Source organism: Bradyrhizobium sp. th-b2 (genome assembly GCF_000426785.1).
Lineage (GTDB): Bacteria > Pseudomonadota > Alphaproteobacteria > Rhizobiales > Xanthobacteraceae > Bradyrhizobium > Bradyrhizobium septentrionale.
Window position 1 is genome coordinate 1 of record NZ_AUGA01000095.1, and the last position, 15,040, is coordinate 15,040.

The window sequence follows — 15,040 nt, forward strand, 5'->3', positions numbered from 1 at the left end:
GACGCCGACCGGACCGATACCGGTCATCACCTCGCGTTCCGGCAGGTGACCGTGGCGCACGACGCGCTGGTGGCCGTCCGCAGTCTTCAAATCGGCATGCTTGCCGAGAAAGTCCGCGACCTCGGCCTCGACCGCCTGGGCCAACAGAGCACGCGCCCCATTGCGCAAGATTTCGGTGAGTTGATCGTCGACGTTTCCTGGCTGAATCAACTTGATGATGTTATCTTTGGCCACGGCATATCGCTCCTTCGGTGGAGAAGTGGAGGCGTCAAGCACCCCCACGATATGCCGCCTTCCCGATTCCCGCCGTCACCAACTTTCAGCGATAGCTCGGCTATCATTGACAGGCTCGCTGACCGGCTCGTCGTCCGCCGGCTGCAAGCGGTCCTGCAAATCGCGCTGCAACCCCCGTGCGCCCGATTCCTCGTCCTTGCTGACGGACGTATGATCTTCGGGAACGGGCTTCTGCTGTTCCTGATTCATGATGACCGGACCTGAACTGTCAGTGCGCGCGGGGTTCAGAAACCGTAATCCTGAACGGCCAATGTGCTTTTGGGGTGCCCCTTCGACATAGGCGCACCGTCCCACCGAACGGGGGCGTTATACGCTGGCCCATTGATGGCCACTGATGCTATCTTGGGTTTCTGAGGTCCAAGCCGAGGCTGGACGCAACCTCGACGTGCGCAACAGTAATTTTCTACTTAGGGCGCGACGAAACCGCGCGCTCTCGTAAAGCGGTTGCAAGGCTCGACGCTGACGGAAGACACTGTGAATCGGCGTGGAATCCGGACGCCGATCGGCGTCCCAAGTGCTTGATTGACTTCGCGCGTGCGGGGGCAATGTTCAGCGTCGATTCACAAACAGGCAGAGCGCTTGTCGTCTCCCTCACACCTGTGAGCGTGCCGCGCTCGATGCCACTTGCAGCGGCCGTTCTCGATTATCAGAAGCACCCAGTGAAGAAGCTCAAGAAGCCGGGCCGGAGGTAAAATAGAAATGGTGCACGCGATTATCCGAGGAAAGAATGGTCGCCGATATGAAGTGGATTTTGACGACGCGCCGGTACGCGTCGAAGTTCATGCCAGTGAGGAGACCGTCGAGATTTTTGTGGAGGCAGATTTTGAAACGCACCCGGAAGAACGGCGGCGTTTTGCAATAATCAGCATCCCCCGCCACCTGTTCAGCGAGGCCACGGGTCGGACTGCGCGACGCGCAGCGACGGATCGTTAATGCCGCTGCCGCGCACTCTGTGGCGCCTCCCCCTTCAGGCCGCAGCCATGCGCTCCCTACCGCGGTAGCGGTTTAGTGCAACATTCATTCTGGCAACCTCGGCCCGACATAGTTCAACAGCGATCGGGACATCCCCGAGTGCGCCGTTTCCTGGCACTTGCTCGGGTTGCCTTTTTTGTTCCCGAACTGACCCGAGTCGCACGATGTAAGGCGACATCTGTCTTCGCTGCTCGTTTGGTCTTTCTGGCAGATATCTTGCCTTTTTGCGCCTTGGACTGTTGGGGTCTCTTTGCGACTGTTAAGGCAGGATTTGGGGTATGCGGAGTTTCGGCCATCTCCAGCCCGAATAGAGCGGCGACATCGCCTTCATCAAGCACCTTCGCCGCGCCTGACGCCGTTGTTAGCGGAGAATCCTGTCCAGCGCTGGCGAGCATTTCAGTTTCATCCACATCACGCAGCACAAAAAGAAGCTGAGGCTTTTCATCTAGCCGGGCGCCGACACCATACAGTGCTGCCGCAACGTGCTTGCACACGTCCGCCCAATCTGGACAGCTGCAGGACAGCTTGATTTCCGTCGGCGACGGAAACAGGCCGTCACCCTCTCGACAGACCCGGTCCATCACGCCTTTCGCCAAGCGGCCCTGCAGGAGCTCAACTAGCGAATCGACGGTCCCGGCGCAGTCCCGACAGATGGATTTCCAGCGTGCCCGCGTAACCGGTGCAATGACAATTTTGATTTGGTAGAGCTCAGACCCGGCGACCATTGCCGATATCTCGCCCTTGGCAATTTGCAGGTCGATAACGGAGCCGTTTCGGACATAGGTCCGGCCGCGCGGCAAGCGGTTCTCATAGTCGCTGTATCGTTCAAGGTTGACGCACCAAGATCTGCCCCAGAAGCTCTTGGTAATTGTGCGGCCCTCGATCCTCACGGGCGCAACGGATCGTCCCTGCTTCTTGAGCTTGGCCAACTTGCGTTCTGCCTGTCGCCGCTTCTCAGCTACCGGCACGTAAGCATGCCACCCGTAGTAGCTCATTCATCCCCTTCCTTCATCGCCGCACCCAAATCGAGAGTCACGAGTCTAAGCAACTCCTCATCTTTCATCTCAGTCAACAGGATGTCAGCTCCGCCGCTAAGAAAATCCCCAGCCAATTGTTTCTTCGACTCAATCATATGGTCGATCTTTTCCTCCACGGTGCCGCGACAAACGAACTTGTGCACAAGCACGTTCTTGGTCTGTCCGATCCGGAAGGCACGGTCGGTAGCTTGGTTTTCGACAGCCGGATTCCACCACCTGTCGAAATGAATGACATGCGAGGCCGCTGTGAGATTGAGCCCGGTGCCGCCTGCTTTGACCGAGAGCACGAAGAACGGGACGTCTTCGTCTTCCTGAAATTGGCGCACCAGGTCCTTGCGCTTCTTAACCTCTGTCTCACCATGCAGGACGAGGCCGGGCCTTCCGAATACGGAGCCCAGGAACGCCACTAGTGGCGCCGTTGACTCCTTGAACTGGGTGAAGATAAGTGCCTTCTCCTGCCGGGCGGCAACCACTTCCGCGATGTCGCGCAGACGCACAAGCTTACCGCTATCCTCCTCATTCCACGCACCGTCGCCGAGCCACTGTGATGGATGGTTGCAGATCTGCTTCAAGCGCATGAGAAAAGCTAGGACGATACCTCTCCGCTTTATTCCATCGACCTCTTCGAGATGGCCGGCCAGTTCCGCCACTGCTTGCTGATAAAGCGCCGCCTGCTTGCGGCTCAAGGGGCAGAAGGTTTTCACCTCGGTCTTGTCGGGCAGGTCGGCAATGATGCTCTTGTCGGTCTTCAGCCGTCGCAGGATATAGGGGCGCACCAGTTGGCGGAGCGGACCGTAAGGGTTATGTGGCCGGTCGGCGAGGCGTTTGACGAATGCCGAAAACTCCTTCGACGATCCCAACAGGCCAGGATTGATAAAGTCGAAGATCGACCATAGGTCGCCGAGCCGATTCTCGATGGGCGTGCCGGTCAGCGCAATGCGCATTTCTGCCTTGAGCCTCTTGACCGATTTTGTCTGCTTAGCGCCCGGGTTCTTGATGGCCTGTGCTTCATCGAGCACCACAAACCGCCATGATGTAGTTTCTAGCCAAGGCGTACGCGTCAGAAAGCCGTAGCTCGTGATTACGAGATCGACATCTGCGCATCTGTCCGCACTGTAAGTGTTCAGTTTCTCGGACGGCGCAGCCGATGGATGGACCACGACTGTTTTCAAAGTTGGCGCAAATCGGGAAATCTCGGCGGCCCAATTGGCTAACAACGAGGCGGGGGCTACGAGCAGGCAAGGTTTCCGAATTGCCATGTCCTCATTCTTGATCACCAGCAGCAGCGACAACACCTGGATGGTTTTGCCGAGTCCCATATCGTCGGCAAGGCAAGCCCCAAGCTTGAGCTGCGTTAGCAGATAGAGCCATTGCACACCCGACTGCTGATAGGGTCGCAGCGTACCCTGAAAATGTTGACCGGGGTCGACCCGCATGAGCCAATCGGGATGGCGCAGGGTCGCCAGCGTCTCCGCCAGCCAGGGGCCGGCAACGGTCTGGCTCCAATCGATGTCGGCTGGTGCGGCAGTTTTATCTCCGGCAATGCCAGCCCCAGCCAGCAGACGCATCGCCTCACCGAACGAAAGACCATCGGCGGCGGCGCGGCGCTCGATGGCCTCAAATTGCTCGAGTGTGCGATGCAGTCGTTCATGATCGACCTCGACCCACTTGCCACGGATTAAGGTCAATCCATCGGAATGCGCCAGGAGTCGCTTGATCTCGGCCTTCGAGAGGCTTTCGCCCTCGAGCGTCACCTCCATTCGGAAGTCGAGCAGCGCGTCCATCCCCAGCTGTGATGGCGCATTGCCCCCGACCGTTGCTTTCACTTGCGGGCGTGCGGGGTGGTTCATGCGCCAACTCGCTGGCATTCGCACGACCACCCCGGCGCTTTCGAGCGCGGGAACATCCTTCAGGAATTGCAGAGCCTGTTGTGGGCTCCAGCGCAGCGGGTGAAAGATATCGCCGGCATCGACCATGGTCTTCAACCAAGGGCAACTTTCGGCGGCACGCTGGACGGGCATCAGCAGCGAGAGCAGGCGTTGGCGGTTCCTCGCACCGGAATACTCCTGCAAGGCCTTGCCGAGCGGCAGATGCTGGGCCTTGGCCTCAGCCGAAAGTCGGGTCGTGTAGGTCGCAAGAAACGCGAACGGGGCTTCTTCGTCCTTCCGGTTCTCCGCGAGGTTGAAATGAACGCGCCCAACCAAATTCCATGCCGGATGACGGCTCTTGAGGAACTCCTGCACGGAGAGCTTGGCCTGCACCAACTCGGCATCAAAGGCCGCATCCATACCTCGCCAAAGATTGGCCAGGACAGACGTCGTCAGGTATTCCGCGCCGGTCATCGGCGGAACGGCCGCTGCCATCGTGTCCAGCTCGCCATCGGCGGGGATTGGCACAGGCGGCTTGGTCCGGCCGTCTCCAACACTAGGAAGAGCGCACAGTGCAGTCATGTAGCGCATTCCAAGCTCTCGCCAATACGACAACACCGGCGGGAGAACCGTCGCGACTTCGTCGGCGCCGAGCCACAACAATCCGTGCCCTGAGCCCCGTAAAAATGCTTTCTCCAGCCGCAAGCCCTGATCGGGCTCCAACGCAGGAGCTTGCGCCGTTTGTCGCAGCGTCAGCAAACCATGCGGGGTGAGAACGGGTTCCAGCGTCATCATGACGGTGGGACCTTACGACCCCACCGGAAATGTTGGCGATTTTGGTGGTGAGCGGCGCGCCACATCGAGAAGTAATTTGCCATTCTGTCACGAAGTACCGAGGATGGCGCGGTCAGCAATTCCCTTGACCAGAATGAACTGGAGAACGCACTCCGCGACTGCGGCCGGAATCTCAAGAAGAAAACCATCATCTTTCAAAACATCAACGTTCCTTTCGCTTTGCGAAAGCTCGATTTGCACCAACTTTGCGCCAATCTCATCCGGCGTGAACATGCGCCTCACCTCGGAAAAGAACCGCGGCAGTTCCCGCGCGAAGTCGGGGATGTCTGGAGGCAGTACTGGCAAAACTCATCAACTTCTCACCGACAAGGTAGTCGAAGGCCGCCGTGAGCCCGAATCGCGCCTTGATCGTTTGAGCCGCTTCGCACTGTTCGATCCAAATCTTATGCGCTTTGCGCACATTCATCGTCGGCCCTCATCTTGTCGGCATCGACGCTATTCTTGACGCCAGCCACTCGTTCAATTTCGACCACCTTCGCCGCCCCGAAACGTTGCGAACCGCGATGGCAACGGCCTTCTTCTGACCGACCAGAACTACCAGTTGTTTGCCCCGGGTGACGCCGGTATAGAGCAGGTTTCGTTGCAGCATGGTGTAGTGCTGCGTCATCACCGGGATCACTACGGCAGGGTATTCTGAACCCTGGCTCTTATGGATAGTTGCTGCGTAGGCCGGCACCAGCGTGTCGAGCTCGCCAAACTCATAAATGACCGAGCGGCCGTCGAAGCTTGCGGTGAGTTCGCTGTCTTCGGAACTGACATCGTCGATATAACCGATGTCACCGTTATAGACCTCCTTGTCGTAATCGTTTTCGATCTGCATCACTTTGTCGCCGGACGCGAACGTCGAACCGAAGCGTTCGACCTTGCGCTCGCCGGCGGGGTTCAGAGCCGTCTGCAGTTCGATGTTTAGCGAGCGCGCACCGACGCCGCCCCGGTTCATTGGACACAAAACCTGAATGTCGCGAATTGGGTCGAGGCCGAAGCGATTGGGGATCCGTGTCTTCACCAACTCGATGATACGCTGTACGGCGGTTTCTGGATCGCCTGCTTGCACGAAGTAGAAATCGCTATCCGTGCCGGGCAGGCTGAGATCGGGGATAGCCCCCTGATTGATGCTATGTGCGCTGATGATGATGCGGCTTTGCGCGGCCTGCCGGAACACCTCGGTGAGACGCACCACCGGCACAGCACCGGATGAGATGACGTCGGCCAGCACTTGGCCTGGCCCAACCGAAGGAAGCTGGTCGATGTCGCCGACGATCAAAAGGGCAGACTTGTCTGGCACTGCCTTGATGAGTGACTGCATCAGCATGACGTCTACCATTGAGGCTTCGTCGACAACAAGCAGGTCGCAGTCGAGCGGATTGTCTTCGCCGCGCTTGAAGCCGCCGCCCTTGGGGTCAACCTCCAGCAGCCGGTGGATCGTCCTAGCCTCAAAACCGGTCGCCTCGGTCATGCGCTTGGCGGCGCGGCCGGTCGGCGCGCATAGCAGGAGCCTCACGCCCTTTGCTGCGAGAATGCGGAGAATACCTTTGACGATGGTGGTCTTGCCGACACCAGGACCGCCGGTCATGACCAACGCTTTGGACATCAATGCGAGCCGGATCGCAGCGACCTGGCTTTCGGCAAGGGTAAGCCCGATCCGTTGCTCGACCCAAGGCAGTGCCTTGTCTGGATTGATCCAGGGCCAGGGCAGTGTGCCATTCGCAAGCCGGATCAGCCGCTCGGCAATCGAGCGCTCCGCCCGATGCAGGCCCACCAGAAATACGCAGGACGTTTCGCCTACGCTGTCTGCGATGACCGTGCCTGCTGTCCGTTCGAGATCAAGCGCAATGCGCACCAGTTCCACCGGGACCTCAAGCAGCTTCTCGGCAAGCGGCAGCAGTTCATCCGTCGGCAAACCGCAGTGCCCTTCGTCCATCGCCTCGGTCAGCCCATAGGAGATCCCGGCCCGAACCCGGATCATTGCGGTCTTTTCGATGCCGAGTTTCATCGCGATCGCGTCGGCAGTCTTGAAGCCGATGCCGCGAATGTCGCGCGCGAGGCGGTAGGGGTTCTCGGTCATGACCTGTACGGCGTCCGCGCCATAGGTCTTATAGATGCGCACCGCCCGCGCTGTGCCGACGCCATTGCTGTGCAGGAAGACCATGATTTCGCGAACGATCTTCTGTTCAGCCCAGGCGGCCGTGATCCGGTTGGCCCGAACCGGGCCGATGCCCGTTACCTCGCGCAGGCGTTCGGGCTCCGCCTCGATGGTATCGAACACCTTCTCACCGAAGGCGCGCACCAGCTTCTTGGCATAGACTGGCCCGATGCCGCGGATCATCCCGGAGCCGAGGTATTTCTCGATGCCGTCGAGCGATGTCGGTTCCGAGGTCTTTAAGAACTTCGCCCTGTACTGTTGGCCATGGGTGCGGTCATTGACCCATTCGCCCGATGCGGTAATCCACTCGCCAGCGGAGATCACCGCGGCGTGCCCGACTACAGTGACCAGTTCGCGGTGGCCGCGCGCCTTGATCCGCAAAACGCAGTAGCCATTCCCGTCGTTGTGGTATGTGACGCGCTCAACAAGGCCAGCAAGAACTTCCCGGCTCGATGGTTCCGGCTGCGGTTTCATGCGGATCGTCGCATCATCTGCTCCGTCGCCGAGAGCACCATTTGTGGACAGCTCTCTTCCCGAACCCAATTTGCTCAGTTGGATCGTCGTTGGCAAGCCACCACGGTGGTCAACCCCCTTCGGAGCCCACCGAGTTGGCATGCATAGCGCGACTGCATGGCCGATCAATGGGCGTCCGGCGATATGTGTCGGTAGCCGCCGTGCGGTGTAAGAATCGAACTGTAAAGGAGACCAGCCAGTCGTGATTTCGCTTCGCGGTTACCGCCGGCCGCGGCAATCTTGGTCTCGACCAGCAGCCGATCAATCTTGGCTGCGCTGACGCCGAGCACCAGTGCTCAATCGGCCTGGTCCGAGCTTGAGCCGGCCATGCCGCTCCAGCGAAGGCAGCAACGTCGGAATCATTACCCTGAGCCGCTTGCCGCAGATCCGATCCGAGGCCTCCCATAGCGCCACCAGTGTGAATCTGCGTGGGGTCCGGACGCCGATCGGCGTCGCAAGTGCTTGACTGACTTCGCGCGTGCGGGGTCAATGTTCAGCGTCGATTCACAATCGCCCCCCCCGGGCAATTACGGGTGCCGCAACGCGCGCCTTGCAGTTGCGCTGCGGAAGACGCAAAAGGAGGGCAATCTTAGCATCGGCTTTTTCAATGGCGTTACAAAAGCAAAAGATCACCAAAGACCAGCTTCATGAATTGATCCTAGAACGGTTTGGACTGATCAACTTCTTTCAGGTCAGCGAGGACAGGCAGCTCGGGTTCCGCACAACTGTGGTAGCGGCGCCGGCGGATCTCTATGAGTTACATTCTCGGCTCGAACGTATTTGCAGTGAGTTGCGGCCAAGATTTGAGTTAGAGTGAGTCACGACCTCAGGCGGGATCTTCGAGGGGCTTTCGGCTGATTGGCGTTGGTCGAAGTATCTATATCTGGGCTCCGGTGGGTGGGTGTGTGTGCGTAAGTTCACAGAAGCATCGCAGACCGGGTGCTACATATTCTTCGCGAATATTATTGCGGTCGTTCATAGTGGGTGACGGAGTTTACGGAGAATTACATGGCACCGATACAGGCTAGGTTCCTCGTACGAAGAGGTAGCGTCGACTGGATGGTTTATGATCGGGATCGCAAGGGGGCGGCCCAACTGAAGGATTACAGCTTGGCTGAGAAGCTGACGAAGGAACAAGCTGAGCAGATTAAGCAGCGGCTGGAGACGGCTTGACCGACCTTTGCAAGGACTGGTGCTCGCACAACGTCCAGATGGACGCGGCGAGATGGCCGGACGAGATGCAGCTATCCGATCTCCAGCCGCGGTTCACTTGCACGGTCTGAGGCAAGCGCGCAGCTCAATCATTCGTTCGGTCGATGAGCCGCCAAGGATGGGTACGCGCGGCTGACGGGGGCTACCCTGCCCAAGTTTGGCCGAAATGGCCCCCATGCTGGTACGAGCCATCTAAGGGGCTATCCGTTGTGTGGTTGAGCCTTGGCGGTGTCGTCCGGCAACGTCGTCGCCAAGGCTCTCACGCGCGCATTCGGTCAATGGGTGCGAAGTGGTGGCGTTCGGAGTGTGCAGGCTAGCTGAAGCATCATTCCAACGGCCGCGCTAAACTCGCGAGCGTTTGTGATCTTACAAATGTCACAGCCGCTGGCTAGAAACGTATCTACTGATTAGCACGGGCTCTTTCAATTGGCCATATTGCGATGGCGGCTAGCGAAGAGCGCGCTCGCCGAATCCGCGGCGGCGCATCGCAAAGGAAGAGTGCAGATGTTCAAGAGACAGGTGTCGGGCCGCAAGCTTAAGTGCGCAACCAAGCGACGTCGAGCGAAGCCGAGGCGGACAGCGCGTCGTCAACTTGACGGAGCGTTCAACTTTGCAACGCGCGTATTTTCAGATTTCGACCCGACCACGGGGGGGCGAGGGTGAAATACGGGACCGCATGGTCAGGACGGCTGAAGGACGCTTCTATTTGATAGAAGGTCCAGACATCAAGCCGAGTGCTCGTGAAGTCGTAACGCCTTATAGGCTCGAAGATGTCTTTGCGTGGTTGCAGGATTGTCCGGAGCAAATCGAGCGGACAGTGATCGTCGGCAACGCCAACTGCAATCTTTTTGAGCGCTGAGTTCTGCTTTGGGCGACTAAGGCGCGGGGCGTCAGACGACGCCCTGCGTATAACCGAACTCCCGTGGGTTTCGTCAGCTTTCCGAAAGCTTGTCCGAACAAGCTGTTGCAATGAGAATCAATTACGACAACGCCCCCTCCGACGGGCAGAGTCCGGCCCAGCAGCGCGATGCGCTGGCCGGCGCTGCTTACGGCCGCTTTACCTGCTCAAGGACCAACCTTTTTCGCTGCTGACGAGAAAGGGAGTGAGCCAGTCAGGCGACCCCCGAGCGCGCCCCCAAGGGAAAACCCACCGGGAAAATGTCTCGTCAATGCATTGTCGGAGACTCCTCGGCAGCAATTCAAGTCACATGGTCGTCTTCGTCTCGGTCCACCTCGAGTTGGTCGGCCTCGTCCGACGCCAGCACAGGAAACTCCCCCGCCAGCATTTTGTCCTTGCTGAGCAGGCCGGCCTCCTCGAGCATTTCCATGTCCGGAAGATCGCGCAGCGTCTCCAGGCTGAAGTGCGACAGGAACGCCTTGGTCGTCACGTAGGTGTAGGGTGCGCCGAGCTGCGGGCTGCGCGGCCCGGCTGCGACGAACTCCAGTCCGCGCAGACGGGCGATGGTATCGCGGCTGACCTCTTTGCCGAAGAAGGATGACAATTCGCTGCGATTGATCGGCTGGTAATAGGCGATGCAGGCAAGGATCAGTGCTTCGGTCTGCGACAACGCCTTGTGGTCGCCGGCAGCGCCGATCGCAGCCCGGATCGCCTCGGCGAAGTTTTTCCGGGTCCGGTGCTGCCAGCCGCCGGCGACGGATACGAGCTCGTATGGCCGGCCGCGCAATTCGTCGCGAATGTCATCGATCAGCAGGTCGATGCTGCAGTCGCGACCGACAACGCGCGCGAGGGCCTCGCGCGTCACCGGTCCGGGCGAGGCGAAGATCACCGCTTCGACCCGGCCCATCCATTCGCGCCAGCGCAGCTCCGGCGGCAGGTCGGCCAGCTCGGTGTCGAGATCCGCTTTTGGCCGCGCGCGCCGGCCCATGTCAGAGCCCGTACAATCGGAAGGTCGGCCGGCCGGTGAGCTCGCGCACCGCGCCGAGCGAGACCAGTCGCTCGAACAGCCGCCGTGTGCTGCGGTCGCTCGCCGTCTTGCCGGGGCCGGCGGACTGGGCGTCTTCCACCATCAGGATCCCGATCATGATGTCGGCATCCTTGCCACGCAACTTCGGCGCGACCGCGAGCAGGCGTGTCGCCCGCCGTGCGAGATCACTGTAGAGGTCGATCGCTGCCACGGCCGCCGTCGCGTAGGCCGCACAGAGTGCGTTCATGAAGACAGTCTCCCCTTCGAGGTGCTGCTGCGCCTTGCGCAGCGCACCGCGCGATAGATGCACCGCGAGCAGCGGCACCGGTGCCGGCCAGCGCAGCTGGTGGGCGAGGACGGCGTCGGCCAGCCACAGCGGCACCAATTCTTCGTTCGGCAGGACGCGGCCACTCGCGGCGATGATCTCCGCTGCGGCCAGCACCGGCATGGCGTGCTGCCGCTGCGTGTGCCGGCTTGCAAGTTCGACGATCTCGCTCGGCAGCGAGCCGAGCGGATGGCCGAGCGCGGTCGCAAGGGCAAAGATCCATCCCTCCACGTCGCTGGAGGAGGCGCGTTCGCCGAGCTTGCGCCAGGCGGCGAGAATACGCCCGCCCGGTCCGGGGTCGTCGGCGTCGCGGCGCAAGTACCAGTGGTCGCGCAGCGCCGCCTCGTCCTCCGTCCGCCCGCCCTGACGCGCGAGCGCGGCCGCGCAAGTGAGCGCGAGACGTTGGCGCCAAAGACTGCCGAGCGGGTGCTCGTCACGGGCGATCGGATGCAGCGCCGCCAGCGCCGCGCCGGCATAAAACACCGCTTCCGTGACGAAGTCGGGCGGTGCGCGACGACGCAACCAGGCCGGCGCGGGGGCGAAGGTCGGCGGCGGGTCGGGGACGATTCGGCGACGCGCGAGCATGCGAAAGGGTAAGCCTGCGCGGCGCTTTTTGCTATCCATTTTACATGAAACCGCCGGGCCTGTCTGTGGATAACAACGACCGATAATGTTGCATTATCAGGCGTTTTGCTCTTTATAGAGGGCATGCCCGTTTTTCAACGCCGAGATCCCGGCAAATGCCCCTGCGCCGCCTGAGAGCCCGCGGCCGACGTGAATCTTTCCGCGGTCGAGGCGTCGGCACCCCGAGGCGGCCCATCCTTGACTGCTACGAGGACGCCATTTAGAACATAGCTGGACTGTCTAGCTAGGAGCGTTCAAATGGAATGGCCTCTGCAGGACGCCAAGAACCAGTTCTCCAAGGTGGTGCAGAAGGCCCGCCTCGAAGGCCCGCAGGTCGTCACGCTGCGCGGGATGCGCGCCGCGGTGGTGCTGTCGGCCGCCGATTACGATGCGCTGCGTTCCGGGCGGCCGACTTTGGTCGATGACTTGCTGGCCGGGCCAAGCTGGGATGACGAACTGGTCGAGGCAGTAGCGCAGCGCGCCGAGACCCCCAGCCGCGACGCGGCTTTCTGATGTATCTAATTGATACCAATGTTGTTTCCGAGGCTCGGCGCGGCTCCCCGCAGGCAACCGGCTGGCTGCGCTCTGTAGATCCGGCGAGCGTCCACCTGAGCACCCTCACTCTTGGCGAGATTATGCGCGGCATTGCGCTGAAGCAGAAGTCGGATCCCAAGGCGGCCGGCCATCTTGCCGAATTGCTGCGCAAGCTGCGCCACGACCATGCCGACCGCATCCTGGCGGTGACCGACCAGATCTCCGTCGAGTGGGGTCGCATCGCCGCGATCCGACCGCGCGGCGATATCGACGGACTGATCGCCGCAACCGCGATCGTCCACGACCTCATCCTCGTCACCCGCAATGTGGGGGATTTCGAGGATACGGGCGCAACGGTGATCAATCCCTGGGAGACATCGGCATGAGCCGCAGTCCAGCGACCGGATGTCGCGAAGCCTGGCCCAAAGATGCTCGGCAATCGCATCACCGTCATATATATAGGTGGAATACTGAAAATTAGGAACCAAGGAACGCCACGATGGCGCTGAGCATCAAGGATCCCGAAACCGAAAAACTCGCGCGCACGCTAGCAGAGCGGACAGGGGAAACCATCACCGTCGCGACCCGGCGCGCGATCGAGGATAGGTTGCGACGGGTCGGGGCCGACGCGACCAAGGCCACACTGATTGAGGACATGGAAGCCATTCGGCGCCGCCTCGCTACCCTCCCCGTCCTCGATCCACGCAGCATGGATGACATCCTCGGGTACGACGAAAACGGCTTGCCGGTCTGATGGTGATCGACTCATCCGCAATTCTGGCGATTTTTTTGAATGAGCCGGAAGCCAGCGAATTCGAGCATCGCATTGCGGCCGATCCTGTCCGGTTGATTTCGGCGGCGACGGTATTGGAAACTGGAATAGGGATCGAGTCAAAGTTGGGCGATGGGGGCAGCGCCGAGCTTGATCTCTGGCTACACAAGGTTGGTGTCGAGATTGTTCCGGTCACGGCCGGGCATGCGGATCAGGCACGGCGGGCGTGGCGGCGGTATGGGAAAGGCCGGCATCCCGCCAAGCTGAACTTTGGCGATTGCTTTTCTTACGCTCTCGCTGCCCTCACCGGGGAACCCCTGCTGTTCAAGGGCAGCGACTTCTCGCAGACCGACATCAAGGCGGCCTGACGATGAACCCTATCTCACCCGGCAGCGAAAGCCTTCCCGTCACTTCGGAGGCTGTGCAACAGACGGGCGAAGGCCCCTCCCCGACCTTGCCCGCTCACCTGGAACAGCTTGCCGATCGGGCCCGCGGCTATGTTGAGGCCGCAAGCTCGGCCAGCACCCGCCGGGCCTACGCATCGGACTGGAAGCATTTTGACGGCTGGTGCCGCCGCCAAGGCCTCGAGGTCTTGCCGCCCTCCCCGCAAACGGTCGGGTCTACATCACCGCCTGCGCCTCGGGTACGGCGACGGCCGATCGCCAGGCGAATTCCGTCACCACGATCGAGCGCCGGCTCTCGGCCCTGACCTGGAACTATGCCCAGCGCGGCACGCCGCTCGACCGCGCGGACCGGCATATCGCGACGGTCCTCGCGGGCATCCGCAACACCCATGGCGCCCCGCCCCGGCAGAAGGAAGCCGTGCTGCCGGAAGACGTCATCGCCATGCTCGAGACGCTCGATCGCGGCACCCTGCGCGGCCTCCGAGACCGCGCGATGCTCCTTCTCGGCTTTGCCGGTGGCCTGCGGCGCTCCGAGATCGTCGGCCTCGACGTCCATCGCGACGACACCGAAGACGGCCAAGGCTAGGTCGAGATCCTCGACAAGGCATGATCGTCACCCTGCGCGGCAAAACCGGCTGGCGCGAGATCGAGATCGGCCGGGGCTCGTCCGACGCCACCTGCCCGCTCGTTGCCTTGCAGACCTGGCTGAAGCTCGCGCGGATCGGCCATGGACCGCTATTCCGCCGGGTGACCGGCCAAGGCAAAGACGTCGGACCGGATCGCCTGAACGACCAACAGGTCGCCCGGCTCGTCAAACGCGCGGCGCTGGCCGCCGGGGTGCGCGCCGATCTGACCGAAGGCGAACGGTTGGAGAAATTCGCCGGGCATTCGCTGCGCGCCGGCCTGGCTTCCTCAGCTGAGGTCGACGAGCGCTACGTTCAGAAGCAGCTCGGGCACGCCAGCGCCGAGCAGACCCGCCGCTATCAGCGGCGGCGCGACCGATTCCGGGGCAATCTCACCAAGGCCGCCGGTCTCTGACGCCGCGCCCCTGCCCCTCAGAAGCTCCACGGCGAAATCAATTCGAGCCCTGTCGAGCCAAAATCACTGAGATTCCTCGTAGCCAATCGACCGCCGTTAACGCGGGCGATGGCGCTGCGATCATTCCGTCGGGTGCCGACAAATATCACCATACGCCAGCGCAGCCCCTTCGGTCAGACCGAAGATCCGATCGGCAAAGCGTTGGCGCCAATCCAACAAGCCACGTTCCAGACACTCGGCGCGTTGATCGGGCCTGATTTTCTGAATTCCGAACGCAATTTCGGCGATTGTGACCGTGGGAAGCGCAAGCTCTGCATCGTGCCGGCCAGGCGATCACCGCGTCGTCGGGCACCTTTCTCAAAGTCTCGGAGATCACATTGGTGTCGAGAAAGTTCAAAGCTCGGGTTCGCCGTGGCGTCGTCGGTCTTCGCGGATAAACACCTAGCCCGTCTTATTCGTCAGAGGGCGCCTGAGAGGCTGGCGAGCGTGGTGTAAAGCGCTGATGCGGCGTAGGATTCGGTTGC

The 15,040-nt window shown here is 61.1% G+C and carries 15 protein-coding genes and 3 pseudogenes; 8 read left to right on the forward strand and 10 right to left on the reverse strand.

Annotated elements, in window-relative coordinates; translation table 11 throughout:
- A pseudogene (locus K359_RS0143100) lies at window positions 1-234 on the reverse strand (IS256 family transposase); the annotation flags it as partial.
- A 75-nt stretch (window positions 235-309) separates the two neighbouring features.
- Window positions 310-483, reverse strand: coding sequence for a hypothetical protein (locus tag K359_RS63725; protein WP_245284901.1), 174 nt, complete (start codon window positions 481-483; stop codon window positions 310-312).
- A gap of 510 nt (window positions 484-993) precedes the next feature.
- On the opposite strand from K359_RS63725, the gene K359_RS60000 reads away from it, so the two are divergent.
- Complete coding sequence (locus K359_RS60000; protein WP_210293371.1) at window positions 994-1,227, forward strand: hypothetical protein; 234 nt, start codon at window positions 994-996, stop codon at window positions 1,225-1,227.
- A gap of 113 nt (window positions 1,228-1,340) precedes the next feature.
- On the opposite strand, the gene K359_RS0143115 is transcribed toward K359_RS60000, so the two are convergent.
- The 5 genes from K359_RS0143115 to K359_RS62340 all read right to left on the reverse strand — a co-directional run bounded on the left by K359_RS0143115 (window position 1,341) and on the right by K359_RS62340 (window position 7,972).
- Window positions 1,341-2,261 carry an SWIM zinc finger family protein gene (locus K359_RS0143115; protein WP_029084677.1) on the reverse strand — a complete coding sequence of 307 codons (921 nt, stop codon included), beginning with the start codon at window positions 2,259-2,261 and terminating at the stop codon, window positions 1,341-1,343.
- Window positions 2,258-4,966 (reverse strand): DEAD/DEAH box helicase, encoded by a 2,709-nt coding sequence (locus K359_RS0143120; protein WP_029084678.1) that lies wholly within the window; start codon window positions 4,964-4,966, stop codon window positions 2,258-2,260. The genes K359_RS0143115 and K359_RS0143120 overlap by 4 nt, the downstream gene beginning before the upstream one ends.
- Before the next feature lie 87 nt (window positions 4,967-5,053).
- Entirely contained in the window at window positions 5,054-5,239 is a 186-nt protein-coding gene (locus tag K359_RS65175) for a hypothetical protein (protein ID WP_245284902.1), read from the reverse strand.
- Window positions 5,240-5,441: 202 nt separating this feature from the next.
- Window positions 5,442-7,643 carry an ATP-dependent RecD-like DNA helicase gene (locus K359_RS0143130; RefSeq protein WP_029084679.1) on the reverse strand — a complete coding sequence of 734 codons (2,202 nt, stop codon included), beginning with the start codon at window positions 7,641-7,643 and terminating at the stop codon, window positions 5,442-5,444.
- 164 nt (window positions 7,644-7,807) lie between these two features.
- A complete protein-coding gene (locus K359_RS62340) occupies window positions 7,808-7,972 on the reverse strand; it encodes a hypothetical protein (protein WP_156929008.1) in 165 nt (54 codons plus the stop codon).
- Window positions 7,973-8,690: 718 nt separating this feature from the next.
- Between K359_RS62340 and K359_RS63730 the strand changes: the two genes are divergently transcribed.
- Window positions 8,691-8,855, forward strand: a complete 165-nt coding sequence (locus K359_RS63730; RefSeq protein WP_166218292.1) for a hypothetical protein — start codon at window positions 8,691-8,693, stop codon at window positions 8,853-8,855.
- A 715-nt stretch (window positions 8,856-9,570) separates the two neighbouring features.
- Entirely contained in the window at window positions 9,571-9,753 is a 183-nt protein-coding gene (locus tag K359_RS62345) for a hypothetical protein (protein ID WP_156929009.1), read from the forward strand.
- Between the two features lie 340 nt (window positions 9,754-10,093).
- On the opposite strand, the gene K359_RS0143155 is transcribed toward K359_RS62345, so the two are convergent.
- Together K359_RS0143155 and K359_RS0143160 are read right to left on the reverse strand one after the other, a co-directional pair.
- Window positions 10,094-10,780 (reverse strand): SMC-Scp complex subunit ScpB, encoded by a 687-nt coding sequence (locus K359_RS0143155; RefSeq protein WP_029084681.1) that lies wholly within the window; start codon window positions 10,778-10,780, stop codon window positions 10,094-10,096.
- Between the two features lies 1 nt (window position 10,781).
- On the reverse strand, window positions 10,782-11,768 hold the full coding sequence (locus K359_RS0143160; protein ID WP_245284903.1) for a DUF1403 family protein: 987 nt from the start codon (window positions 11,766-11,768) through the stop codon (window positions 10,782-10,784).
- Between the two features lie 258 nt (window positions 11,769-12,026).
- On the opposite strand from K359_RS0143160, the gene K359_RS0143165 reads away from it, so the two are divergent.
- From K359_RS0143165 to K359_RS55300, 5 genes and pseudogenes are all read left to right on the forward strand, one after another.
- Window positions 12,027-12,281, forward strand: coding sequence for a type II toxin-antitoxin system Phd/YefM family antitoxin (locus tag K359_RS0143165; protein WP_029084683.1), 255 nt, complete (start codon window positions 12,027-12,029; stop codon window positions 12,279-12,281).
- The gene (locus tag K359_RS0143170) at window positions 12,281-12,688 is read left to right on the forward strand and encodes a type II toxin-antitoxin system VapC family toxin (protein ID WP_029084684.1); all 408 of its coding nucleotides are present in this window, start codon (window positions 12,281-12,283) and stop codon (window positions 12,686-12,688) included. The genes K359_RS0143165 and K359_RS0143170 overlap by 1 nt, the downstream gene beginning before the upstream one ends.
- Window positions 12,689-12,801: 113 nt before the next feature.
- Window positions 12,802-13,056, forward strand: coding sequence for a type II toxin-antitoxin system VapB family antitoxin (locus K359_RS0143175; protein WP_029084685.1), 255 nt, complete (start codon window positions 12,802-12,804; stop codon window positions 13,054-13,056).
- The gene (locus K359_RS0143180; protein ID WP_029084686.1) at window positions 13,056-13,442 is read left to right on the forward strand and encodes a type II toxin-antitoxin system VapC family toxin; all 387 of its coding nucleotides are present in this window, start codon (window positions 13,056-13,058) and stop codon (window positions 13,440-13,442) included. Before K359_RS0143175 ends, K359_RS0143180 begins: the two co-directional genes overlap by 1 nt.
- 2 nt (window positions 13,443-13,444) lie before the next feature.
- Window positions 13,445-14,516 (forward strand): annotated as a pseudogene (locus tag K359_RS55300) (tyrosine-type recombinase/integrase).
- A 17-nt stretch (window positions 14,517-14,533) separates the two neighbouring features.
- Here the strand turns inward: K359_RS55300 and K359_RS60005 are convergent.
- Window positions 14,534-14,913 (reverse strand): annotated as a pseudogene (locus tag K359_RS60005) (PIN domain-containing protein).
- Window positions 14,914-15,040 lie beyond the last annotated feature (127 nt).

Coding starts and splice junctions, on each gene's coding strand:
- K359_RS0143160 (WP_245284903.1), bottom strand. CDS start 11,768: ATGGATAGCAAAAAGCGCCGCGCAGGCTTACCCTTTCGCATGCTCGCG.
- K359_RS0143120 (WP_029084678.1), bottom strand. CDS start 4,966: ATGATGACGCTGGAACCCGTTCTCACCCCGCATGGTTTGCTGACGCTG.
- K359_RS0143155 (WP_029084681.1), bottom strand. CDS start 10,780: ATGGGCCGGCGCGCGCGGCCAAAAGCGGATCTCGACACCGAGCTGGCC.
- K359_RS0143130 (WP_029084679.1), bottom strand. CDS start 7,643: ATGAAACCGCAGCCGGAACCATCGAGCCGGGAAGTTCTTGCTGGCCTT.
- K359_RS0143165 (WP_029084683.1), top strand. CDS start 12,027: ATGGAATGGCCTCTGCAGGACGCCAAGAACCAGTTCTCCAAGGTGGTG.
- K359_RS60000 (WP_210293371.1), top strand. CDS start 994: ATGGTGCACGCGATTATCCGAGGAAAGAATGGTCGCCGATATGAAGTG.
- K359_RS63730 (WP_166218292.1), top strand. CDS start 8,691: ATGGCACCGATACAGGCTAGGTTCCTCGTACGAAGAGGTAGCGTCGAC.
- K359_RS0143115 (WP_029084677.1), bottom strand. CDS start 2,261: ATGAGCTACTACGGGTGGCATGCTTACGTGCCGGTAGCTGAGAAGCGG.
- K359_RS65175 (WP_245284902.1), bottom strand. CDS start 5,239: ATGTTCACGCCGGATGAGATTGGCGCAAAGTTGGTGCAAATCGAGCTT.
- K359_RS62345 (WP_156929009.1), top strand. CDS start 9,571: ATGGTCAGGACGGCTGAAGGACGCTTCTATTTGATAGAAGGTCCAGAC.
- K359_RS63725 (WP_245284901.1), bottom strand. CDS start 483: ATGAATCAGGAACAGCAGAAGCCCGTTCCCGAAGATCATACGTCCGTC.
- K359_RS0143175 (WP_029084685.1), top strand. CDS start 12,802: ATGGCGCTGAGCATCAAGGATCCCGAAACCGAAAAACTCGCGCGCACG.
- K359_RS0143170 (WP_029084684.1), top strand. CDS start 12,281: ATGTATCTAATTGATACCAATGTTGTTTCCGAGGCTCGGCGCGGCTCC.
- K359_RS0143180 (WP_029084686.1), top strand. CDS start 13,056: ATGGTGATCGACTCATCCGCAATTCTGGCGATTTTTTTGAATGAGCCG.